The sequence below is a fragment of the Pseudochelatococcus sp. B33 genome, assembly GCF_053570585.1.
In genome coordinates this window covers 51,741-75,276 of record NZ_JBSEFH010000021.1, presented here as the reverse complement: position 1 = coordinate 75,276, position 23,536 = coordinate 51,741, and the positions used below count along the sequence as shown (strand labels likewise).

General features: G+C 60.3%; 21 protein-coding genes. 12 read left to right on the top strand and 9 right to left on the bottom strand.

The features are described 5' to 3' along the window. Nucleotides 1-5: 5 nt before the first annotated feature. From ACUSIJ_RS21470 to ACUSIJ_RS21450, 5 genes are all read left to right on the top strand, one after another. Nucleotides 6-1,301, top strand: a complete 1,296-nt coding sequence (locus ACUSIJ_RS21470; RefSeq protein ID WP_449310467.1) for an MSMEG_0569 family flavin-dependent oxidoreductase — start codon at nucleotides 6-8, stop codon at nucleotides 1,299-1,301. A gap of 53 nt (nucleotides 1,302-1,354) precedes the next feature. Beyond that, the gene (locus ACUSIJ_RS21465; protein WP_449310466.1) at nucleotides 1,355-2,125 is read left to right on the top strand and encodes a Pnap_2097 family protein; all 771 of its coding nucleotides are present in this window, start codon (nucleotides 1,355-1,357) and stop codon (nucleotides 2,123-2,125) included. A gap of 247 nt (nucleotides 2,126-2,372) precedes the next feature. After that, nucleotides 2,373-3,518 carry an FAD-dependent monooxygenase gene (locus ACUSIJ_RS21460; RefSeq protein WP_449310465.1) on the top strand — a complete coding sequence of 382 codons (1,146 nt, stop codon included), beginning with the start codon at nucleotides 2,373-2,375 and terminating at the stop codon, nucleotides 3,516-3,518. Between the two features lie 195 nt (nucleotides 3,519-3,713). After that, entirely contained in the window at nucleotides 3,714-4,466 is a 753-nt protein-coding gene (locus ACUSIJ_RS21455) for a polysaccharide deacetylase family protein (protein ID WP_449310464.1), read from the top strand. Between the two features lie 147 nt (nucleotides 4,467-4,613). Then, nucleotides 4,614-5,771, top strand: coding sequence for a M24 family metallopeptidase (locus tag ACUSIJ_RS21450; protein ID WP_449310502.1), 1,158 nt, complete (start codon nucleotides 4,614-4,616; stop codon nucleotides 5,769-5,771). A gap of 284 nt (nucleotides 5,772-6,055) precedes the next feature. Here the strand turns inward: ACUSIJ_RS21450 and ACUSIJ_RS21445 are convergent, their stop codons facing one another. Further along, entirely contained in the window at nucleotides 6,056-6,679 is a 624-nt protein-coding gene (locus ACUSIJ_RS21445) for a TetR family transcriptional regulator C-terminal domain-containing protein (protein ID WP_449310463.1), read from the bottom strand. Between the two features lie 46 nt (nucleotides 6,680-6,725). After that, nucleotides 6,726-7,703: an acrylyl-CoA reductase (NADPH) gene (gene acuI / locus ACUSIJ_RS21440; RefSeq protein WP_449310462.1), complete on the bottom strand. Its 978-nt coding sequence runs from the start codon at nucleotides 7,701-7,703 to the stop codon at nucleotides 6,726-6,728. A 605-nt stretch (nucleotides 7,704-8,308) separates the two neighbouring features. Here acuI and ACUSIJ_RS21435 point away from each other — a divergent pair. From ACUSIJ_RS21435 to gcvA, 7 genes are all read left to right on the top strand, one after another. Further along, nucleotides 8,309-8,974 (top strand): amino acid ABC transporter permease, encoded by a 666-nt coding sequence (locus ACUSIJ_RS21435; protein ID WP_449310461.1) that lies wholly within the window; start codon nucleotides 8,309-8,311, stop codon nucleotides 8,972-8,974. Then, nucleotides 8,971-9,759, top strand: a complete 789-nt coding sequence (locus ACUSIJ_RS21430; RefSeq protein WP_449310460.1) for an amino acid ABC transporter ATP-binding protein — start codon at nucleotides 8,971-8,973, stop codon at nucleotides 9,757-9,759. Before ACUSIJ_RS21435 ends, ACUSIJ_RS21430 begins: the two co-directional genes overlap by 4 nt. Then, complete coding sequence (locus ACUSIJ_RS21425) at nucleotides 9,756-10,619, top strand: substrate-binding periplasmic protein (RefSeq protein ID WP_449310459.1); 864 nt, start codon at nucleotides 9,756-9,758, stop codon at nucleotides 10,617-10,619. Before ACUSIJ_RS21430 ends, ACUSIJ_RS21425 begins: the two co-directional genes overlap by 4 nt. Before the next feature lie 166 nt (nucleotides 10,620-10,785). After that, nucleotides 10,786-11,589: an enoyl-CoA hydratase/isomerase family protein gene (locus ACUSIJ_RS21420; protein WP_449310458.1), complete on the top strand. Its 804-nt coding sequence runs from the start codon at nucleotides 10,786-10,788 to the stop codon at nucleotides 11,587-11,589. Nucleotides 11,590-11,634: 45 nt separating this feature from the next. Further along, nucleotides 11,635-13,788: an acetate--CoA ligase family protein gene (locus tag ACUSIJ_RS21415; protein ID WP_449310457.1), complete on the top strand. Its 2,154-nt coding sequence runs from the start codon at nucleotides 11,635-11,637 to the stop codon at nucleotides 13,786-13,788. 64 nt (nucleotides 13,789-13,852) lie between these two features. Further along, nucleotides 13,853-15,199 carry an LLM class flavin-dependent oxidoreductase gene (locus tag ACUSIJ_RS21410; RefSeq protein WP_449310501.1) on the top strand — a complete coding sequence of 449 codons (1,347 nt, stop codon included), beginning with the start codon at nucleotides 13,853-13,855 and terminating at the stop codon, nucleotides 15,197-15,199. A 98-nt stretch (nucleotides 15,200-15,297) separates the two neighbouring features. Further along, nucleotides 15,298-16,170, top strand: a complete 873-nt coding sequence (gene gcvA, locus ACUSIJ_RS21405; protein ID WP_449310456.1) for a transcriptional regulator GcvA — start codon at nucleotides 15,298-15,300, stop codon at nucleotides 16,168-16,170. Nucleotides 16,171-16,200: 30 nt separating this feature from the next. Here the strand turns inward: gcvA and ACUSIJ_RS21400 are convergent, their stop codons facing one another. The 7 genes from ACUSIJ_RS21400 to ACUSIJ_RS21370 form a co-directional block, all read right to left on the bottom strand. Continuing rightward, the gene (locus tag ACUSIJ_RS21400; RefSeq protein ID WP_449310455.1) at nucleotides 16,201-17,325 is read right to left on the bottom strand and encodes a M20 family metallopeptidase; all 1,125 of its coding nucleotides are present in this window, start codon (nucleotides 17,323-17,325) and stop codon (nucleotides 16,201-16,203) included. Nucleotides 17,326-17,382: 57 nt separating this feature from the next. Then, the gene (locus ACUSIJ_RS21395) at nucleotides 17,383-17,922 is read right to left on the bottom strand and encodes a DUF5943 domain-containing protein (RefSeq protein WP_449310454.1); all 540 of its coding nucleotides are present in this window, start codon (nucleotides 17,920-17,922) and stop codon (nucleotides 17,383-17,385) included. A 185-nt stretch (nucleotides 17,923-18,107) separates the two neighbouring features. Further along, nucleotides 18,108-19,061 (bottom strand): GntR family transcriptional regulator, encoded by a 954-nt coding sequence (locus ACUSIJ_RS21390; protein ID WP_449310453.1) that lies wholly within the window; start codon nucleotides 19,059-19,061, stop codon nucleotides 18,108-18,110. A gap of 87 nt (nucleotides 19,062-19,148) precedes the next feature. Continuing rightward, nucleotides 19,149-19,820 (bottom strand): cysteine hydrolase family protein, encoded by a 672-nt coding sequence (locus ACUSIJ_RS21385; RefSeq protein WP_449310452.1) that lies wholly within the window; start codon nucleotides 19,818-19,820, stop codon nucleotides 19,149-19,151. Nucleotides 19,821-19,866: 46 nt separating this feature from the next. After that, on the bottom strand, nucleotides 19,867-21,153 hold the full coding sequence (locus ACUSIJ_RS21380) for a hydantoinase/carbamoylase family amidase (protein WP_449310451.1): 1,287 nt from the start codon (nucleotides 21,151-21,153) through the stop codon (nucleotides 19,867-19,869). Further along, a complete protein-coding gene (locus ACUSIJ_RS21375; RefSeq protein WP_449310450.1) occupies nucleotides 21,146-22,096 on the bottom strand; it encodes a nitrilase-related carbon-nitrogen hydrolase in 951 nt (316 codons plus the stop codon). Before ACUSIJ_RS21375 ends, ACUSIJ_RS21380 begins: the two co-directional genes overlap by 8 nt. Further along, complete coding sequence (locus ACUSIJ_RS21370; protein WP_449310449.1) at nucleotides 22,081-23,535, bottom strand: amidohydrolase family protein; 1,455 nt, start codon at nucleotides 23,533-23,535, stop codon at nucleotides 22,081-22,083. Before ACUSIJ_RS21370 ends, ACUSIJ_RS21375 begins: the two co-directional genes overlap by 16 nt. Nucleotide 23,536: the final 1 nt, after the last annotated feature.

Here is a 23,536-nt window from a genome sequence, read left to right as displayed (position 1 = left end):
GTCCCATGATCTCTTTCTCTCTCGAGAAGCGTTACACCGCAGTCGTTGTCGGCGGTGGTCAGGCGGGTCTTTCCGCCAGCTACTATCTCAAGAAGGCAGGCATCGATCACATTGTCTTCGAGAAGAAGACCGCCGCACACAAATGGAAGACCGAACGTTGGGATGCCTTCTGCCTCGTCACCCCCAATTATCAATGCTTGCTGCCTGATCATCCCTATGACGGGAATGATCCTCACGGCTTCATGGTCAAGGACGAAATCATCGCCTATCTCGAACGTTTCATCGAAAAGGTGAGGGCCCCCGTTCTGGAAAACACCGAGGTGAGGCTCGTCGAGCCGGAGGGCGACCGTTTCCGGATCGAAACGTCGGCCGGCACCGTGTCGACCGAGAGCGTCATCATCGCGACAAGCCTCTATGCTGATCCCTTTATTCCACGCGCTGGGGAAAAACTGCCGGAATCAATCCTGCAGGTTCATACCGTCGATTACCGCAATCCGGCGTCGCTGCCGGAAGGTGCCGTCCTGGTGGTCGGTTCAGGCCAGTCGGGCTGCCAGATTGCGGAGGACCTGCATCTGGCAGGACGCAAGGTCCATCTGGCCACCGGCAACGCTCCGCGCTGCGCCCGCTTCTATCGCGGCCGTGACGTCGTCGACTGGCTGACGGATATCGGTCAGTACGCAATCACCATCGAACACGATGGCATGGGCAAGAAAAAGCATGACACGAACCACTATCTCACCGGTCGCGACGGTGGTCATGACATCGACCTGCGCAAGTTCGCACGGGAAGGTATGAAGCTCTACGGTCGCATGGAGACAGTTTCCAGCGGCCGGATGAGCTTCCGGCCTAATCTGAAGCAGAACCTCGACGAGGCAGACCGCATCTATAACGGCATCAACGCGCGGATCGACCTTCATATCGCCGAGAACGGCATCGAAGCACCGCCGCCGAGCGTCTACCAACCTCTCTGGGAACCGGAGCAGGAAGTGACGGAACTCGACCTCGAGGCGGCGGGTATCACCAGCGTCATCTGGGCGACGGGATTCAGGTCGGACTGGTCTTTTGCGGCCTTGCCGATTTTCGACGGAACCGGCTATCCGGTTCAGCGGCGCGGCGTTACCGGAGTTCCGGGCGTCTACGTGCTCGGCCTGCCCTGGCTGTGGACCTGGGGCTCGGGCCGTTTTCTCGGCATAGCCAAGGACGCCGCATACATCGTGGATCATCTGGCGGACTTCATTGCCGACAGGATCGCAGCGCCCGGACACGCTTCTTCCAGTTCACAAATGGAAGCCCTCCCATGAACATAATGCCACGCGATTGCCGGCGCTTCTCTGCCCCTGGTTCCAGGGATCCAATGGAAAGAGCGCTTCACCCGCATATCCTGTTGGGTATGCCGCACTTGACACCGTTCGGTCTGGCGCGGACCTGGCTGCTGAAGGAACTCGGACACCGCCACTGGTTGTTGCTGGCGCGGCGGCTTGGCTTGGAAGATGCCGACTTTCGCGCCCCGGATGGGGGCGAAGCCTATCCCGCCACTTCGGCTCTCAAGGTGGATGCGCGTCTTTCGCGAGGACGGGCGAATACCGTGCTGTCGATTCGCTCCGACCTTTATCCCGTATCCAACGGCAGGATGGAGAGTGTCCATTGTCTGGCCGTGGACGGCGCCGAGATCGGCATGGTTGTCGTACAGTCCGTTTTCGTTTCACGCGCCGGCAAGGACAAGGGATCCATCGGGCGCTCTCTGGTCAAGCATTTCAGGCCTGAAGGAGCGGTGCGCGAGAGTCTTCTGTCCGAAGAAATCGCCGGCTTGCGCCAGTGGGCCGCTCCGGACGACGGCTTCAAGAAGGAAACGAGCTTCTGCCCCTGTCCCTTTGAGGAATTCAACGGAGCAGGCCTGTTGTATTGTGCCGAATATGCCGCGCTTGTCGGCCGTGCCTTCAGCACTTGGGGGGAAGATCACGTCAGACATCTGGACCGCCCCTTATCGCTGCTCTTCCTCGGCAATATCGAAGGGGTGGAGGCCCTGCGGATCGGCCTCCACCACGAGGCGGCTGCGAATGGCGCATACAAATGCACCATTCAGCGCCTCGACGGGTCGCCTCTCGCCCACGTTGCTTGTGGTTGACTGCCCTTCAATTCGCAAGATCCGGCTGCGATTGCAGCGCTGGAGGCGATGCCCACCGTGCATCCTGCGTGCCGGCGCCTTCATCGTCGGCGTCCGGGCGGGAGGCTATGGCCATTGCATGAGTGATTTCGATACCCCCATTAAAATATATCGTTTGCCCAAAATATTTATCCTTCTATCATTAGAGATTGATAGATGCTTCTACTTTCAGGAGCCTCTTCTTTGCTCTTGAGACTATGGATTGCGAATGTCGAAACAGAGTCGTCCTCATATTGCAATAATCGGTGCCGGAATTGGTGGAATGTCTACGGCAATTTTCCTGCAGAATGCCGGATATGAATGCACTGTATTCGAGCAGACGCCCGAATTCCGCCGTCTTGGGGCTGGCATTAATTTCGGACCCAACGGAACACGCGTGTTTCATGCCATGGGTCTTGGAAAGACGATGCTGGAGACCGGCATCAGACCCTTGTCCAAGTCCAACCGGAAGTGGGACACTGGTGAAACCTTCTATACGTTCGACAATTTGGAGCTTGCTGAGAAATACGGCTCGGAGTTCATGGCGTTCCACCGGGCAGATCTGCATGACATGCTTGTCGCCGCGGTTGCGCCGGATACCGTGCAACTGGGGAAGCGTTTGACGGGGCTGAAGTCTGACGAATCCTCTGTTCGGGTACGCTTCGAGGATGGAACTGAACTGTCGTTCGATGCCGTCATCGGGGCGGATGGTCTGCACTCGAAGGTCAGGGAATATCTGCTCGGAACCGAGCCGCCCATCTATTTCGGCCATGTGGCCTACCGCGCGGTCGCTCCCACCGCGAAACTCAAGGGCAGGCTCGAACTCGCCGACTATATCCGCTGGTGGGGCCCAGAAGAGCGTTATGTCCTGATTTACTGCATGCGCGAGGATCGCGGCGAATACAATATCGTTGCCTCAGGCGCCGAGGAATTGCGTAGCGATGAGCTGACGCCGATGCCGATTTCCCTGGAACACATGCGGGCAGCTTTTAGTGAATTCCACCCCGATGCGTGCCTCGTCCTGGAGAATTGCGAGGAAGTGAGCCGCTGGCCGATGATGATACGTCCCCCTCAGCGTCCGTGGAGCAGGGGCCGCGTCACCATGCTCGGCGACGCGGCTCATCCCATGACCCCGCATCTGGGGCAGGGCGGCGGCATGGCGGTGGAAGATGCGGCAATGCTGGTTCGCTGCATTGAAGCTGTCGACGGCACGGATATGGAACTCGCCTTCCGGCTTTACGAGGTCAATCGTTTCGAGCGTACTGCCGAAGTGCAGCTCGCCTCGCAGGAAAACAAGATCGGGCGCGGAGCGCGGGACCCTCAGTGGCTTTTTGGCTATGATGTCGTTTCAGTCCCGCTGCAGGACGTGTCCTGAAAATGCGGCTGCAGCGCTATCGAACCCGATCGTCATGCGTCCTTGTCAGATGAGCCAGACATGATTGCCAATCCCATTCCGTGGCCCGAGGGCAAAAAGTGTTGCGTTTCACTCACGTGGGACATCGACGTCGAAAGCGGTCTTGCTTACCGGCATCGCGAGCGCGTGAGCAAGCTCGTCTCAACGCGGTCGTTTATGAGATATGAGCCGACGATTGCGATCCCGCGTCTCGTCGAGCTGCTTAAAAACCTGGAGTTGCAGCAGACATTCTTCATGCCCGGTTGGGTCATCGAGCGTTATCCCGCCACGGTCGATCTGCTTCTCGATAACGGCCACGAAATAGGTCTGCACGGCTATATGCACGAGAGATCGCACGATCTTTCACTGGAGGAAGAGGCGAAGCTGCTCGATCGGGCGATCGAGGCCTATGTCAGACAGGTGGGCGTGAAGCCGAGGGGATGGCGTGCGCCGGGGTTTACCTTTTCGGACCGGTCCGCGGATCTGCTGGTAGACACCGGTTTCGAATACGATTCCTCGCTGATGGGCGGCGAAATCCCCTCCGTGCTGGCGACCGAGCGGGGCAGCCTGATCGAGTTTCCGGTCGACTGGACATCGGATGACTGGCCGCATTACATGCACAACCGGGATTTCGACTTCATGATGCCGATCTCGGCGCCCAGCCGCGCCATGGAAGTTTTCCGCGCGGAATTCGATGCGACTCGGGACTATGGCGCGCATTGGATCACCGTCTGGCATCCCTTCCTCTCGGGCAGGCTTGCCCGCCTGTCGGCGATCGTCGATCTGATCGCCTATATGCGCGAGTGCGATCACGTATGGTTTGCCCGCCTCGATCAGGTCTGCAGCCATGTTCAGTCGCTCATCCAGTCGAAGACGTGGACGCCCAGGGTTGATCGGCTGCCGTTCCATCAGCGGCCCGATATCGACTAGTGCACGATCCGGCCGGATCGGATCGTGCAATGCACGACTTTGTTTGGCGCGGATTCTAGTGCTGGGGCCAGCATACATCCGTTCCCGCGTCGCAATTCCGAAGTGCTTCAAATAGAGGCTTTTAGTGACACAGGGCCGGTAAGACACATGCCAACGCTCCATTTTCCGAAAGAAGAATTCCTCGCCAGAAAGAAGGCCGCTTGCGCGCAGATGCAGGCGCAGGGCCTCGATGGCCTGCTCATCTTCCGTCAGGAGAGCATGTACTATCTCACGGGTTACGATACGTCGGGATACTCCATGTTCCAGACCATGTATCTGGGGGCCGACGGGCGGTGCGCGCTGTTGACGAGGCCGATCGATCGCCTCCAGTCGATGATGACATCGATCATCGAGGACGTCCGCATCTGGCGCGACAGCGACACGGCCAATCCCGCGATCGATCTGCGCCATATGCTGCAAGACTTCGGGATGGCGGGAAGGAAACTGGGCGTCGAGTATCATGCCTACGGATTCACCGGGCAAAGGGCGAAGGCGGTCGATGCCGCCCTGTGCGACTTCTGCAACCTTGTGGACGCGTCGGATCTCGTAAGGCTGCTACGCCTCGTCAAAAGCCCGAGAGAGCTCGAGTACGTACGCAAGGCAGGAAAGATATGCGATCTGATCTGCGAGACAAGCATTGCCAGATGTCGCCCCGGCGTGTCGACCAAGGCGATATTCGGCGACATGATGCAGGTCCTGCTCGCCAATGGCGGTGATCCGTCCGCGTCCCGCTGGCCGCTAGGTGCAGGTAAAATGGCGCTGCTTGCACGCTACCATACGGGCGAAGAAATCATCGGGGAGAAGGATCAGGTCTTCTTCGAGCCGGCGGCCGCCTATCGCCATTATCATGCCTGCGCCATGTATAATGTAATCGTTGGCGAGCCCTCCGTTTTGCAGCAGGACATGTACAAGGCCTGCGCCGAGGCGCTCGACGCATGTCAGGAAGCGCTTCGGCCGGGCCGAACCGTCGGCGAGACTTTCGATCTCCACAAGCAGGTCATGGACAAGCGGGGCTTCGGCGAGGCGGCCATGAGCGCCTGCGGCTACACGCTGGGTGCAACATATCCTCCGACCTGGATGGACTGGCCGATGTTCTGGACAGGTAATCCCCAGGTGATCGAGCCGGGCATGGTATTCTTTTTGCACATGATCCTGTTCGACGGGACCACGAGCACGAGCATGGGCCTCGGGGAGACGACGATCGTCGGCGAAAACGGAGGCGAAGCGGTGAATTCCGTGCCACGGGCCATTATCAACATGGTCTAGAGCGGAGGGCATTCAGCCGGCATCGCGCTGCCGCCACTCTATCCATTTATTAAAGCATCAAATTTTTTCCAGAAGTGTGCACACTTTCTGGCTCGACGCCACAGAGCCTTTCCAATCATAAGCGATCGGAAAGGCCCTGCAATTCTTTCAAATGCATGGAGCATTGAACCAGAAAACGGTGGCGTTTTTGGACGATATTGACGCGTCAATAAGGAGATGGCGCGGCGGTAAGGTTCCGATTTCTGTCCGCCGTGCCGGCTCGGGACGGCGTGTCCATGAACCGGTCAGCCCGCCGGGGCTTTGATCAGGCGGAAGAATACCTCGCGAAACTGCTCGATCGGTTTGGTCGAACGCCACAGTTTTGCCTGAAGTATAGCTCCCTCCCAGGAGGTCCAGAAAAACTCCGCCAATTGTCTGGTGTTGCAATCGGCGACCAGCTCTCCATTTTTCTTGGCTTCATCCAGGCAAGATTGCAGGAAGTGTGCCCAGCTATTCAGCACCTGCTGCAGACGCGCCCGGAACGCGTCGTCCAGGACAGCAAGCTCCTGCGCAAGGTTTCCCACAAGACATCCGCGTCGAAACGAATATTTTTCCAGTCCGCGGATGCTTTCTGAAATATAATTGTGAATCCGCTGAAGCGGAGTGACACTGGGATCGCGCAGCAGGCGTGTAAGCTTCTGCTCCCAGAGGAAAGCATAGTTATCGACTACGGCAAGGCCGAAATCGGTCTTGCTTTCAAAATAATAATAGAACGATCCCTTGGGAACGCCGGACAGCCGCAGCACCTCATCCAGACCGGTGGCGTCGAGACCTTTCTCTGACAGAATCTCGGTTCCAATCTGGATGAGCCTGGCACGGGTCTCTGCCTTCTTGGGTTTTTTTGAGATGGTTTCGGAATTGAGATCCATATCGTGTACCAACCGGTCGTCTATTAATACGGAGCGAGAGCCTCCGTCAGCCTATCTTCACAGCGAGACGCCCCCGAATCTCGCCGGCGAGGATGCGTGGGGCGTTCTCGATGACTTCGTCTAGAGAAATCACCCGGGAAATGGCGTCAAGTTTTTTCATGTCCAGATCGCGGGCGAGCCGTTCCCATGCGACGACGCGGCGGGCCATCGGCGCCATCACCGAGTCGATGCCGATCAGTCCGACGCTGCGAAGGATGAAGGGGGCGACGGTCAGCGGAAGGTCCATGCCCTGCGCGAGGCCGCAGGCTGCGACGGTGCCGCCATATTGCATGGATGCACAAATGTTCGCCAGGGTGGTGCTTCCCGCCACATCGATGGCCCCTGCCCAGCGCTCCCGCTGAAGCGGCTTGCCGGGAGCGGAGAGCGTCTCCCGATCGATGATTTCGGCGGCACCCAGCTCCTTCAGATAATCCGCCTCGGCCGTATGTCCGGTCGAGGCAACGACCCGGAATCCTGCTTGCGAAAGCAGCGAGATCGCAATGCTCCCAACGCCTCCGGTCGCACCTGTGACAAGGATGTCCCCGCTTTCCGGAGTCACACCGCGCTCTTCGAGAGCTGTCACGCAGAGGGCGGCCGTGTAGCCTGCCGTACCGATTGCCATTGCTTGCTGGTTCGACAGGGCGGGGGGCAGTTTCTGCAGCCATGCTCCCTTGAGGCTCGCCTTTTCCGCCAGGCACCCCCAGTGGATTTCGCCCAGCCCCCAGCCGTTCACCACGACTCTGTCTCCGGGCTGGAAGGCGGGGTCCGCACTCTCTTCGACAATCCCGGCCCCGTCGATCCCGGCGATCATCGGCCATTTCCGAACCACCGGGGCTCCCTTTGCGATCGCCAACCCGTCCTTATAGTTGATGGTCGAATACTCGACCTTCACCAGCACGTTTCCGTCTTCCAGCGGCGCCGGCTCGATCTCCCTCAATGCCGCAGAGGTCTTGCCCTCGACCTGGTCCACTACCAGCGCCCTCATGCCCTTGCTCCTTTGTTATGGAATTGTTTCAACATGGTCGTTCCCGTTGACAGGGCGCGATAGTTAGCATTAAATGCGATGACTGTCTAGTCGACCGGTCTAATGGTAATCGATCCGCGCGGGGGAATGCGGGGCAGCATGTCTGATTGTTTGTGATTCCGGCGGGGAGGAGGCTCTGCAGGGAAATTGCGTTATTCAGTCGGGTGACGACAGGTTGATGCATGAATAAAAATTAGCATATACGGTTATTTTTTGTTCAACTATTGTATTAATATCGATTGTTTTTGTGCGTTTAATGCACTAATAAGGGTTGATTTGTCAATTTACGATAAATAACATCAGGGGAACTCTCCAATGTATTTTCCTGTTTCCAGGGAGATACATGGTGCGGCATCGAGATAGTCTGCTTCTGTGGTGGCGGTCCCGTGTGTCGGGCCGCGTGCCCGATCTGTCGCGGCGGAAAATCCGGCGCCAATAAATCTATCTGTCAGTGGGGAATCGCGTGAATAAACCAATAAGAGCGTTTGCTTTCAGCCTGAAATGGACGAAGTCGATTCAGGTGTATTGGCTCCATGCCTCCGGCATTGCTATGTTCGAGGTGAAGCATGGAGTATAATTGGCATCTATACATCATATGGGACTATCGGGAAGTTTTTGTCCGTGGTGCCATAGTAACGGCGCAGCTAACGGCGCTGTCGTTGCTTGTGTCGCTGATGGTCGGCCTTCCGCTCGGTATTATGCGCAACACGAAGAGTAGGATCCTCAGTCTGCCGGCCGGGATCTTTGTGGAATTCTTTCGTAGTACGCCGACGCTCGTGCAGCTCTTTTGGCTTTACTATGCGTTGCCTCTGCTGCTGGGCGTTCGGCTGGGGGCATTCTCGGCCTGCGTGGTCGGGCTTGGCCTGCATACCGCTGCATATGTGGCGGAGATATTCCGCGGTGGCATCGCCTCGATCGACCGAGGGCAGTTCCTGGCGGCGCGGGCGATCGGAATGAACTACATGACGGCGATGCGCCGGATCATCCTTCCGCAGGCTGTACGCCGGATGATCCCGCCTTTCATCAATGAGTTGGCGAACCTGGTAAAGCTGACGACGCTGGCTTCGACACTTGCGGTCTATGAGTTGATGCACGAGGCGAATGGTGTCGTCACCACAACTTTCCGGCCGTTCGAGATATACACGGCCCTCGCGATCGCTTTCGCAGCGCTGATCCTGCCGATGATCTGGCTCTCGCGGTGGCTTGAGAAGTATTGGGCGAAACGGTCATGAGCATGTCGATGATTAAGACCATCGGTCTGAAGAAGACGTTCGGTGCGAATAGCGTCCTGCGGGGCATTGATGTCGAGATCGGGCCTGGGGAGGTCGTCGGCGTCATCGGCCGTAGCGGCTCGGGAAAGAGCACTTTGCTGCGGTGTCTGAATTTCCTCGAAACGCCGGATAGCGGCGAGATCTGGTTCGAGGGCGCGCGGGTCGACGCTTCGCAGAATGCGCGGGGCAATTGGGTGCCCAACACCGAGCGGCGGTTCACCAAACTGCGCGCCCAGATCGGCATGGTGTTCCAGAACTTCAATCTGTTTCCGCACATGACTGTGCTGCAGAACGTGATCGAGGGGCCGATCATGGTAAGCGGGGTCCCGCGCGACGAAGCCACGGAAGAAGCGATGGCGATCCTGTCCCGGGTGGGGTTGGAGGATAAGCTGCACGCCTATCCGAGCACTCTGTCGGGCGGCCAACAACAACGCGCGGCGATCGCCCGTGCCTTGGCCATGCATCCGAAGGCGATGCTTTTCGACGAACCGACCTCCGCGCTCGATCCGGAACTTGTCGGCGAAGTGTTGGAAGTAATGCGCCAGCTCGCCGACGACGGGATGACCATGCTGATCGCGACGCACGAGATGGCCTTCATCCAGGAAATCGCCGATCGCATCATCTTCGTCGATGAAGGCCTCATTGCCGAAGAGGGCCCCCCCGCGCAGATCTTCGGCCATCCCAATCATCCCCGGACGATTGATTTCCTCAAGCGGATCCGTCGTTCGCACGGTGACAAACAATGACCAATCATCTGGAGAAAAAGACGATGAGACTGCTTAATTTCCTCAGAATGACCGGGGTGTTGCTGTTGTCGGTCGTGGCCCTCGCCATGGCGTCGGTAAGTACCGCGCAAGCTCAGGGCATTCTCGACCGCATCCAGCGTGATAAAGTGGTGAAGATCGGCTATAGTCTTTATCCTCCCCTGATCGATCGCGACCCCAAGACCGGCGAGATGACCGGCTATTTCGTCGACGCCGCCAACTATATCTTTGGCGAACTCGGGGTGAAGATCGAATATTCGGAACTGTCCTTCGCCAACCTGATCGCATCGATCCAGTCCGGGGCGGTGGACCTGTCGATTGCGGACAGCTTCATGACAGTCCGGCGCGCGGCGGCGATCGACTTCACGCGCCCGCTCCTGTTTGTCGGCGAGTCCTTTGTCGTTCGCAAGGACGAGGAACGCTTCTCGCAGATCGAGGACCTGAACCAGCCGGAAGTCAAGATCGCCGTACTGCAAGGCGGTTCGGGCGCAGAATTCGTACGCCGCGCGCTGCCGAATGCGCAGCTCATCGAGCTGAACACCACGAACAAGGCCGCACCCTTCCTGGAGGTGGCCGCTGGCCGTGCCGACGCGGGCCTGAACGACTCCACGGCGGCGAAGCGCTATCTCGAGCAGGATCCGAACGCGAAATCGCTGCTGAAAGAGCCATTCAATATTCATCCGAGCGCCTGGGTCGTCAAGAAGGGTGAGGCCGATTTCCTGAATTTCGTCAACGCGTCGCTGAATTATCTGATCTTCAGTGGCAAGTTTCAGGAAATGGCGGCCCAGTATCCTGATAGCGGCCAGTATATCGTGAAGTCGGAACTGGTTCCGTTCCCCTAACGCTTCGCTCTGACCGCCTCCAACCCAGTCGCTTGCAACTGGAGGCCGGGCGGCTGGAGCGGCGAACAGCACGGATCCACGGACGCCGCTCAAGTTATCTCGTTCCCCGCCGGACCAGAAAAAACACTCTCCTGCTTTGACGTGCTTCTCTTCAAAGGATTTCGACGTGACTGTCCGCTACGAAAAGAAAGACGGGATCGGATATTTCATTATCGACAACGGGAAGGTGAACGTCTTCACCCCGATGATGCACAAGGAGCTCTATTTCCATCTGAGGGAGTTCGAACTCGATGCCGATGTGCGGGTGGGCATTCTCATGGGCGCGGACGGCCGAGCTTTCTCGGCGGGCGCGGACTTGAAGAACAACTTCAGGCCGGAGCGAACGCGGGAGCAGGAGCTCGATGCCTACCTCTTTCTCCACCAGAACGAGGGCGAGCAGCCGTCGCGTCCCGGCTGGGAAGAAGACATCATGCGGCTGCGTCGCTTCAAGCCGATCATCGGCGCTGTTTCCGGTTATTGCATCGGCCAGGGCGTAGTTTATCTGTTGCGGCTGACCTGTATCCGGATCGCCGGACAGAGTGCGAAATTCGGCCTGCCGGAAGTCGCCTATGGCTATGCCGGCATGAGCGCCGGAATGCAGCTTGCGCAGCACATTCCCTATTGCGAAGCGGCGATGCTGTTGCTGACCGGTGACTATATCGATGCGGAAGAAGCTCGCCGCATCCATCTGATCAACCGCGTCGTGCCCGACAACAAGGTGCTGGAAACGGCTGAGGAGGTTGCCGCGAAAGTCGCGAAAATGCCGCCTAATGCCGTGCGCGTCGAGATGGAGGCGCTCGACATGGGTTTCAACCTGCCCTGGGAGACCGCCGTCCAGCAAGGCCAGAACCTCTACCGGCTGCACCGGCTCAGCTTCGAAGGCGCCTCGGGCCAGCAGAACTGGCGGGACAAGACCGGGACGAAAGGCTGACAAGTTAGCCGATGCCCTGACAAGATACGTTAACCGGATCCTGAAATGCCCGACAACAACTGTGCGCCCCTTCCATCCCGGATCGAGACGATCCTCAACCCCCGCAGCGTCGCCGTGATCGGCGCATCGAAAGACCCCACCAAATATGGCTCCAGGGTCATTGCCCAGCTTCTGAAATTCGACTTCGGCGGCGAGATCGTGCCGATCCATCCGAAGGAGACGGAAATCATGGGCCTGCGGGCCGTCGCCCATATTGCCGAGGCCCCGGGCCCTGTTGATCTGGCGCTGCTCTCGGTCGGCCCGCAGCTTGTGGTCGACATCTGTCGCGAGTGCGCGGCTGCGGGGGTTGGATGCTGCATTATCGTGACCACGGGCTTCGCCGAGGCGGATGCCGACGGGCGGGCCCGCCAGGAAGAGCTGATGCGCATCGCGCGAGAGACGGGAATGCGCATTCTCGGCCCCAACTGCATGGGGCTCATCATACCGTCGCGGAATCTCGCACTCTGTTCATCGGTTGTGTTCGACGACAACGGGCTGCTGCCGGGACAGATCGGGCTGATAAGCCAGAGCGGCGGCCTGATGGTCTCTCTTTACGACCGGGCGCGTACCGACGGCATCGGCTTCTCTCGTTGCGTCTCCTTGGGCAATCAGGCGGATCTCGAAGCCTGCGATTTCCTTGAGGCGATGATCGCGGATGCGCAAACCCATGCGATCTGCCTTTATATGGAAGAGTTCAAGGATCTCCGACGGTTTGTGCGGCTTGCCGGGGCTTGCGGCCGCGCAAACAAGCCGCTTTTTCTCTACAAGGCCGGGCGTACTGACGCCGGCGTCTCGGCGGCGATGTCGCATACCGCGAGCGTCGCCGGCTCCTATGATGTGCTGCGGTCGGTCTGCGAGCAGCATGGCGTCATCCTGATGGATGATCCCGACGATATGATCCGTGCCGCCGATCTGCTGATCCGTTGTGGGATGCCGGGCGAGGGGGACGTCGGGCTGGTCTCGACCTCCGGCGGCAGCCTGACCATCGCAGCCGACAAGCTGGCCGAAAACGGCCTGGGGCTCGCCGAACCCGGCGAGGGAACACGTTCCCGCCTGCTCGATCATCTGCTGCCGGCCTATGCCCGCAATCCTGTCGACTTCGGCGGCGTCCATGCCGCGTCAGGGCGTATGGACGCCGTGGCGGGGGCATGCTCCGGAGTCTTGGCCGCGGACGAGCGGGTCGCCGCGGTGATAGCGGCGCTCAATACCTCCCGTCCCTATACCGAAATCTGCGCCGAGGTGGCCGAGGCGTTGGCCGCTTCGGGCAAGCCTTTCGTCCTGTGGTTCACCCCGGGGGCGGCAGCCGATGGGGCGCGCGCCTATTGCCGGTCGCGCGGGCTTCCGTTCTTCGATTCGCTCGATCGGGCGGTGCGCGTGCTGCGCGCGGTGATGACCTACGGCGAGATGCGGCGCGCTGGTCCGCTGTGCGTCGGGGAGAGGTCGGCGCCGAAGCGCCCTCCCGCCGGTTTGTCCGACCTTCAGGGGCGGTTGACCGAGCCCGAGGCCAAAGGTCTGGTCAAGGCGTTCGGCGTGCCGGTGGTTGCCGGCCATTTCTGCGCAAATCTGGATGAAGCCTGCGCTGCTGCGGCAACGCTGGGCTATCCGGTGGCGATGAAGGCGGTCTGCCGGGATTTGATCCACAAGAGCGATGTCGGTGCGGTCAAGATCAATATCGTTGACGAAGCGGGGCTGCATCGTGCCTGGGAGGCGGTCAGGGCCGGGGTCGCCACGGCGCTCCCCGATGCGCCGATCGACGGGGTGCTGGTCGAGTCCATGTTCGACGCCGACGTCGAACTCCTGGTCGGCATCCGCAACGAGCCTGGCCTTGGCCCGGTGATCGCGGTCGGGGCCGGAGGAACGCTGGTTGAACTTCTTGCCGACGTGCAGATCGCGCTTGCGCCGGTCAGCCGGGAGACGGCGATGGCGATGTTGCGCAAGCTGCGCATCTGGCCGCTGCTGGACGGTTGGCGGGGCAGGCCGAGGATCGCTCTGGAGGCGGTAGCCGAGGCGATCGTAAGGATGGGCGATGTGGCTCAAGCACTCGATTCCCGGCTGGTTGATCTCGAGGTGAACCCCCTGATGGCCAACGCCAGCGGCGTCGCCGCGATCGATGTGCGGGCGCTGCTGACAACGGAGGGGCCGGCCGCCGGGAATCATTGAAGCCGGGCATCCGGGAAACACTTCCCGCGTCTTGGCGTGATGCGTTGCGGACTGGAGGTTTGTGATGGCGAGTGTCAGAAAAGAACAGATCAAGCTAGGTGCACTTTTCCACCCGACGGGGAACCACATTGCCGCCTGGCTGCATGAAGGAGCGCAGATCGACGCGGGCACCAATTTTACGCACTACAAGGAACTAGCGCAAACTGCGGAGGCCGCGAAGTTCGACCTGATCTTTTTCGCCGACGCGCAGGCCACCCGCGACGGGAATCTCGAGGCGTTGTCGCGCTGGCCGCAATATATGGTTTTCTTCGATCCGCTGACGCTCCTGCCCGCTCTCGCCGCTGTGACCGCCCATATCGGCCTCGTGTCGACGGCAACCACCAGTTATAACGAACCCTATCAGATCGCGCGGAAATTTGCTTCGCTCGACCATATCAGCGGTGGTCGGGCGGGTTGGAACATCGTCACCTCGGGCAATGCGTCGGAAGCCTACAATTTCGGTCGCGACGTGCACTTCGACCATACCGCGCGCTACGAACGGGCGCGCGAGTTCGTCGAGGTCGTCAAGGGGTTGCTGGACAGCTATGCCGACGACGCTTTCCTCCGGGACCGTGAGAGCCAGCGCTATTTCGACCCGCGGAAGCTGCACCGGCTCGATCATGTCGGCGACTATTTCCGGGTCCGCGGCCCGCTTAACATGGCGCGGCCTCCCCAGGGCTATCCGGTGCTGTTCCAGGCCAGCGCCTCGGTCACGGGGACGAGCCTGGCCGCACAGCACGCCGAGGTCGTCTTCACGCCCCTGCACAGTCTGGCGCAAGGTCAGAAATTCTACCGCGAGCTGAAAAACGCGGCTGTCGGCGCAGGACGCGAGGAGGGCGATATTCTGATCATGCCGGGGCTGAATGTGATCGTGGCCGACACCCGCAGGGAGGCCGATGAAAAGATCGAATACCTGCAGGAGAAAATCCATCCGGCGATCGGCAAGGAATTGCTGTCGAACGTCTTTGGCGGGATCGATCTGTCCGATTGCGATGTCGATCAGCCGCTGCCTGAAAAATACATTTCGGCCGAAGAGCGCCGAACCAATCCGCGCTATGCCTATCTTTTCGAGCGGGAGTTGACGCTGAAGCAGATGTATGAGGAATATGGGATCGGTCGCGGCCAGCACGTAGTCAAGGGCACCGCGGTGGACGTGGCGGACGAGATCCAGTCCTGGTTCGAGAACTACGCCGTGGATGGTTTCCTGATCCAGCCGGCCGTCCTGCCCTGCGAACTGAACGAATTCGCGCGCCTGGTCGTGCCCGAACTTCAAGACAGGGGGCTGTTCCGCTCCGCCTATACCGGCACGACCCTGCGCGAGAATCTGGGGCTGAAGCGCCCTGAAAGGCAAGACTTCGAGCGGCGAGGGTGATCCGGAGCCGCCGCTCCATCTTCCTTGACACCGCCGGCTGACGCACGCTGCATAAGCGACCAGAGCGGTTTCCAAGGACGTCAGCGAGGTTGTCATCCATGTCCCGTCTGCCACCCCTGAACGCGCTTAAGGCATTTGAGGCCGCCGCTCGTCATCTCAGCTTCACGCGCGGAGCGGAGGCGCTGAACGTCACCCAGTCCGCAATCAGCCATCAGGTAAAGCTGCTTGAGGACTATATGGGCAAGCCGCTATTCCAGCGCTCGCCATCCGGGTTGAGCCTGACGGAGACCGGCAGTGCCCTGTATGGCTCGGTGCGCGACGCATTCGACATGATAGCCGTGGCGGTCGACGAGGCGAAATCGGAGCCCTGGAATAACGTCATAACCATCATTCTGCGTCCGTTGCTCTCCTCCAACTGGCTGTCCCCGCGGCTCTCCCGATTTTATGAGCTGCATCCGGATTGCAAGATCAGGCTCAATCATACGAACGGCACAGTTGATTTCGACAGCGACGATTTCGATATCGCGATCCTCGCCGGTGACGGAAACTGGCCCGATGTGGATGTAGAGTTCCTGATGCCTTGCGGACTCACGCCGGTATGCAGTCCCACGCTTTGCGGCAACGACGGAAAGCCGCAACAGCTTTCCGATCTGCGGACCAATACGCTGCTGCACGAGGGGACATATGGAAACTGGCTGCGTTGGCTCGCCTTGGCCGGAGATGCCAGTCTCGGGTCGAGGCGCCATGTTTTCATCGACGACACCAACGTGCGGATCCATGCGGCGATCAACGGTCAGGGTGTTGCCCTGAGCAATCCGCAACTGCTGGCCGCCGAGATCGAGAAGGGCGATCTGGTCGCGCCGTTCGATACCATGCTGACGAATTACGACTACTATGTCGTCTACCGCAGGAAGGCAAATCGCGAAATCCGGATCTTCAAGGACTGGCTTTTCGAACAGGCGGCGGCGTAAGGCGGAAGCACGCTTCCCGGTTTACGATCGTTACGCGATCTTGCGGCCGTCCCACTCGCGAAGCAGTGCGGAATAGAGTTCGACCGCCTCGATCATGCGCGAAATGCGGATATGCTCGTCCGTGCTGTGCGGCTGATCGACGGAGCCGGGGCCGAGGATCATCACCGGCAGATCCTGCATCGCCGGCTTCAGGATCGATGCATCGGTGAAATAGCTTGCGACGGCAGGTTCGGACGCGACTCCGGTGATCCGGGCGATGGTGCCGGCGGATTGCGCAAACCACGGCTCGTCGGGGTCGGTCCAGACTGCGGGCAGATCGAGAAGCGTCTCGATATCGATATCCGGGCCGGCCAGCGCTCCCATCTTATCCCGGATTTCGGCGTGCGTGATACCATCGACCGAGCGCAGATCCAGCGTCATCTCGCAGCGGTCGGGCACGGAATTGGTGTTCAGGCCGGCATGGATCGTGCCGAGATTCCAGGTCGCCCGCCCCATTACGGGATGCGAGACGCCAAGATCGAGCCCGGTCAGGCGGGAGAGCAGCGGCGTCGCCTTGAGGATGGCGTTCACGCCGCGATCCGGCGTGGCGCCATGGGCCGTTTTGCCGTGCGTCACTAGCTTCAGCCAGTAGGCGCCCTTGTGTCCGGCCAGGGGGCGGTTGTCCGTGGATTCGCCCACGATCATCGCCCCCGCAGCGGGCAGCACGCCGGCCTCCGCCAGCCAACGCGCGCCATCACAGCCCGTTTCCTCTCCGGCTGTCAGGATGATCGTCACGCCACCCTTGACCGAGGTGACTTCTCGGCATGCAAGCAGAAATGCCGCCACACCGCCCTTCATGTCGCTCGATCCGCGTCCGAAGAGCCAGTCTCCCTCTGTCAGCCCGTCGAACGGGGGACGGGTCCACGGAGCGTTGCCCAAGGGTACTGTGTCGAGGTGGCCGCTGAAGCACAGCGGCAGCCCGCTGCCCCGCTCCCGCGTCGCGATCAGGCTGGCGCGCGTTGGGGAATGACTATGAACGGTGCAGTCGAACCCGATGTTCTTCAGCCAGGACGCGCAGAACATTACGGCTTCGCTTTCCTGGCCGGGCGGGTTGATCGTGTCGAGGGCGATCAGTTTGCGGGCCAGGTCGACAAGGTCTTGCGTCATCGCGGGCATGGGGGTGTTCTTTCGGCACGTGAAGCTTGTGTGATTTGAACAGTGGTGGGGATGCGCCTAGGAGGACACCGGGGCAACCTCGAAGACGCAATGATCGTGCCCTTGCTGCTCTGCACATTCCACCTCCTGCGCCGTGAGCTTCCAGGCGCGCTGCAGGTCGTTGCCGGCCCATTCGAGAGCGCCGACGAACCAGCTTGTGAAGGGATAACACAGGGTCGTACCGGACTTCTGACCGTAGTGCTCCACGTAGATGGAATGCGTCAGCCCGATCCGGGCGGCGCCCGATTGCTCGTCGAGCTCGTGCAGCGCGAACTGTCCCCACCCGCGCAGGGACAGCCGGCTCAGATAATGGCGGAAAATATCCAGACCGCGCAGACCGTGAACCCTGGATTCCTTGGCACACCATTCCCAGGCGGATTTGTATCCGGCCTCGTGCAGCACCTTGCGAAGCGCTTCCCGGCCGAATGCCCGCTCCAGCGCCTCGTGATGATTAACGTAGAAATGGCGTGGCAGGTAGATCATCGGCATGCCGTCGGTCAGCCAGATGCCCGTCTGGCAGTCGACTTCGATTGGAACCTGGGGAGCGGAGCGTGTCATGGTCAATTCCTTGGCGGGATGTTCAAATGGTGACCGGCGGTCGCCGTCCGGAGAGCGGCAACCCGGAAAGCACTACAAATTCAGGTGTGATGGATTCAGTGTCATTGCCTCATGGCTTTCACGGAGATGTGTTGTATCCGAGCCAGGAACCCGGACAGGTCCTGAAGTTGTTGAAATCAAAACTTTCAGTTCTTCTTGTAATGATTCTGAAGCCGGCCTTCATTCGAGACGAAATATTCCTTGGCAAGCCGATCACTCTCCTGAGTGGCGTAACGCAAATGTATCGCGAGAAGATCTGCGGCGAGCTGATTATCTCCTGTTTCTAGTGCTTCGATCACATTGAGGTGCTCCTGGCACCACCTGGAAATACGCTCTCGGGTTAATGCCTCCTCATAACTCACGATATCGATGACCCTACGCAATCTGTTCTGTTGCTGAATCGCCTGAAGAAAAAACAGATTGCCGGCGCTGCGCGCAAGAAATTCGTGGAACTCCGCGTCAAGGACGAAAACTTCGTCCCCGATTTCCGGATGGACCTTCTCCCGCCGGATCATCTGTTCGTGTCGTTGGCGGAATTCGGCGAGCTCAACGGGATCCGCATGAAACTGAGGCAGGCGCAAAGCGGCCGGCTCCAGAGCCTCGCGCAACTGATAGCTGTTGCGCAAGGCTGTGTGGTTTTCGAGAATCGGCTGAAAGGTGTAACTCTGCCCGGCGCGAATGATGATCCCTTCGCTTTCCATCTGCGAAAGAACCTGAACAAGCGGAGCCCGCGGGACTTTGAACGTCCTCGTAAGATCGTTCTGGCTGAAGCTTGCCGGGATTGTTCCTGCGATATAGGCGCGGATAATGGCCGAAAAGAGGATACTCGTCGTCGAGGGGGGCATGTCGAGCCGCGCTTTCCGCAGGCTTTCCCCATCAGTGGCAAGGAAAAAGCCCCTGTTGGGCACGGCCTCCACATGCCGTTGCTCCTCTAGCAGCCGGAGAGCGCTCCGGACCGGTGTCCGCGAGACATTCAGTATGTTCGCAAGACTAACCTCTCTCAGTGGCGCGCCCTTTGACAGTTTCTGATCCACGACGTGGTCCAGAATTCGGTTGGCGAGGGCAATGGTCCGAGGGCTTGGCGGCTTTGGCTCTGTCATGCGGGATGGCAAATTCGGGATTGGTATTTGTGGGAAAATGTCGGGAAACGACAGGGGGTACGCCTGTCCTCATACCTTCCGTGCCAGTCAGAGAGCGTCATACAGGGCGTCAATTGTATCCATCTGGTACTGAAACTCAACCGGACGGGTACAAACCCAGTTGCTCGCCTGCCGGCCTTGCATGATGTCGATCACGCGTCCGGTGGAAGTGACGCCCCCGCCATAGAGGCGATTGGCCATGTCAAGGATCGCGGTGCGGTGCATGGCTCGGGTTCCACTGCCGCAGGCGTCCTTGATCAACCAGACACGGAACCCGGCGAACACCGCGTCGAATACGGTGGCGCGCACGCAGCTGTCCGTCCAGACGCCTGTCACAAAAAGCGTATCGATACCGGCTCCGCGAAGCCGGTGTTCCAAATCGCTGTTGCGAAAGGCCGAGGGCCAGATCTTCCTGAACCGGACATCACCGGGCGCCGGCGCAACCTCGTCGCAGATCTCCGCCGCGCGGCTGCCTGCAACCGCCGAGCTGAATTCGGGAGAGATCATGCAATGCAGCAGCGGGTAGGCGGGTTTTTCCTGTTCCTCCACAGCGGCCTGGATATGCCAGACCGGCATTCCGATGCGCCGGGCCGCCTCCATCAGCAGCATGGTATTGGCGAGGATCTCCGCAAAACCCTCGACCGGATAAGTGCCGTCGGCGCGGTATTCATTCTGCAGGTCGATGACAAGAAGCGCGGTCTTCGCGGGATCCGAAATCATCAGATGCTCCATTCGAGGGGGGAACACGGGACGGGCGTGCCGCGTGTCAATGCGCTTGCGGCGCCCGGAAGTCTCGGGGGAATTCCCGCACCAGCGCCAGAAGAGTAGCGACTGCAAGATCGAAATCGTCCATATCCATCGCCTCGTCCGGATTGTGACTTCCGTTCTCATTGCGCAGGAACAGCATTGCGGACGGAATGCCCGCCGCGACGAAGGCCGCGGTATCATGCCCGCCACCACTGACAAGCTGCGGCAGCCTCAGGTCCAACGACTCCCCTGCCGCGGCAAGCCGCGCGATCAGATCGGTGTCCATCGTGGCCGGTGACCAAGTCATGGTCTCGCCAAGCTCGATCCGCAGGCTCCGGCTCTGTTCGATGGCCCGGCACAGCGCCTGCAACTCCCGGTCCACCGAGGCCAGCACCCCGACGTCGTCGCTGCGAATGTCGAGACAGAAGCCAAGCTCACCAAGGACCACGCTGCCGCCGTGCTGGGCCGGATCGCTCTCCACCCTGCCGAAGGTCAGGGTCAGCCTGTCTCCCGCGGTTTCGTGGGAATCCCAGATCGCATCCATACCGCGAACCAGATCAGCAAAACCGGGCACGACGTCGCGACGAGTCGCCCGGGGTTCCGCACCTGAATGCCCGTAGGCGCCGAGAATGCGCGCTCGTGGATAGCGCAGCCCGCCGCTGATCGCCGAGACGATTGCGAGCGGCTGCCCCATTGTGACCAATGCGGGTCCCTGTTCGATATGGACCTCGAGGAAGGCCGCGATCCGGGACGGATCAATCTGCGGAACGCCAGCGCGCAACGGCCCGGGATCGAAACCAGCATCCCGGATATGATCGGCGAGCGATCGGCCGGTGTCGTTGCGAACCGTGTCCAGGTCCTGGGACGTCAGCTTGCCGAGCGCAGCCTGCGCGCCGGGGTAGGACAACGGGAACCATGCCGATTCCTCAGCCCGCGTCACCATCATCGTCAGGTCGCGGGGAGGGATCTGATCATGTGCTGCCAGTTCCGCCATGGTCACTAGACCCGCGACCACGCCTGCTGCGCCGTCGTAGTTGCCGCCATGCGGCACAGTATCGAGATGCGACCCTATGAACAGCGCCGGCAGGTTGCGGTTCTCACCTGCCAGTGTCGCGTAGAGGTTTCCTGCCGCATCCGTGTGAAGCCCGGCGCCGAGCGCGGCGGCCTCGCGCCGGATCACTGCATGGGCAAAAGCCTCTCCCGATCCATAGGCTGCGCGGGTAACGCCGGGCGCGTCGCCGGTCGCCTGCGCGAGCTCGGCGAACAGGCGGCGTGCCAGATCCCCCGCAACAAGGAAATCACCCATGACTTTCCTCCACGAAGGCCGTCACCGGACCCGCCGTTTCGGAAATCAGTCGATACTGGTCAGGTCGCCGATATCGTGCGAAGTCGAAATTCACCCTTCTGCAGGCAGCGATCATATCGAGGTCGGCACCGTGGATGATCACCTCGTCTCCGAGCGACATCGCCTGGGCGGCGATCTCGCCTGTGGGGGCTATGATGCATGATCCCCCGATCAAAGCCTGACCTTCTTCGACGCCGGCCTTTGCCGAAGCGGCAATCCAGACCGTATTCTGGTACGCGCCGGCCTGCATGGGCAGGTGGTTGTGGAACATCCGCAGATGGCTGAAAGCCGGTGCCTCGTCCAGCAGCAACGGAGTATTGTAGCCGATCAGCACAACCTCGGCCCCTTGCAGACAGAGCATCCGATAGGTTTCGGGCCAGCGGCGGTCATTGCACAAAGCCATGCCGATCCGGACGCCGTGAAAGTCGAAGGTCGGAAAGCCAAGGTCGCCCGGCTCAAAATAGCGCCGTTCAAGATGGATCGTCGTCGCCTCTTCCTGATCCTCAGAGCCCGGCAGATGGATCTTGCGGTATTTGCCCAGAACGCGGCCCTGCCGATCCACCAGCACCTTCGTATTGAACCTGCGGCAGGCGCCATCGACGGTCGCCATCTCGCTGTAACCAAGTGAAAAGCCGATCCCCAGCCGGGCAGCGGCATCGAAAAGGCGGCCTGTCTCGGGGCCGGGAAGCGCGGTTTCATAGAAGCTGTCGATCTCGGACTGATCGCTCATGTCCCATCTGGGAAAGAATGTCGTCAGGGCCATTTCGGGAAAGACTGCCAATGTCGCGCCGGCGGCGGCCGCCTGCTCCAACAAAGCGACAAGGCGGTCAGTCACCTCGGCGCGGCTGTCGCTGCGCTGGACAGGACCCATCTGGCAGGCGGCGAGGGTCAGATAACGGGCCATCTTTCTACGTCCTCTGCAAGGAAAAACGGTTGATCTTCTGATAGCGGCGAACGTGGCAGATACCGGCCACATGGCTTTTCACCATCCGGCAAGGCTTCGTCCTGAAGAACCACCTTGCCGCGAAGTAGGACTGTCACAGGCTTTCCGGTGACATGAATGCCCTCGTAAGGGCAGTAGTCTGTGCGGCTGTGCATCTGGCTGTGCTCGATTCGCCAGCGGCGCTTCGGATCCCAGAGGACCAGATCTGCATCGAGGCCGATGTCGACGGTCCCTTTGCGATCGGCCAGCCCATAGAGTCCGGCCGCAGCAGAACTTGCCAGTTCCAGATAGCGTCCCAGGCCGATGCGTCCCGCAAGCAGTCCCTCGGAGAACAGCAGCGGCAACCTGGTTTCCAGTCCGGGAAGACCACTGGCAGCGGTCTGGAAACTGGGCGGTGACCCGGTGGGAAGCTTGTCAGCCAGCATCGAAGGTGAATGGTCCGATGACCAGATAGCGATCTCCCCGTCCGCAAGAGCTTTCCAGAGATAGTCCTGATCACGGCGCCCCCTTGCCGGCGGGGAAAACAGCGCTCTGGCGGCCCTGGCATCGCATGCGCTCAGATCTTCGGCATTGGCGAAAAGATACTGGGGGCAGGTCTCGGCACTGACCCGGACATTTCGGTCCCTGCGCGCGCAGATGATCTCGTCGAGCGCACGTTGGGCGGAGACATGCAGAATGATGATCCGCGCGCCGGTAACCTCGGCATAACAGGTCATCCGGTTGGTCGCGTCATGCTCGGCCGCTGCATGATGCGCCACCCCGTGGTAGCGCAACGCGGTCTTGCCGGCCTGCTCAAGCCGCGTCGTCAGATAGCGAACGATCTCGTCGCTTTCGGCATGCAGCATGACAATGACGCCGGAACTGCGGGCCAGCTCCATAATCCTTAGGATTGCCGCGTCCGGAACAGCGTAGCCTTCGTAAGTAAGGAAGACTTTCACGGTATTCACACCGCTTGCGATCAGCCGCTGGAAGCTGTCGACGAGATCGGTGGCCATTGCGGGCAACAGAACGGCGTGAAAGCCGTAATCGATGAATGACTGTCCCTCGGCCAGGGCCATGGCCCGCTCGAATGCGGCGACCGGACAGGATCTGCGGGCGTCCTGCGGCTCGGGCATCGCGAACGGGATCATCGTGGTGGTGCCGCCAAACAGCGCCGAGCGCGAAGCGCTCATGAAATCATCCATGCCGCGCGCCGCGTCTCCGGGCTGATCGACATGGCAATGGCTGTCGATCCCCCCGGGCATTACCCAAAGTCCGGCGGCCGCGATGCGCGCGCAACCGTGCAGCCCGTGACCAAGGGCCGCGATCCTCCCGCCGCGAATGCCGATGTCGCAGTCGATCCAATCGCCTCGCCAGGCGACACGGGCACCGGAAACAATCAGATCATGGGGCTCGTCCATG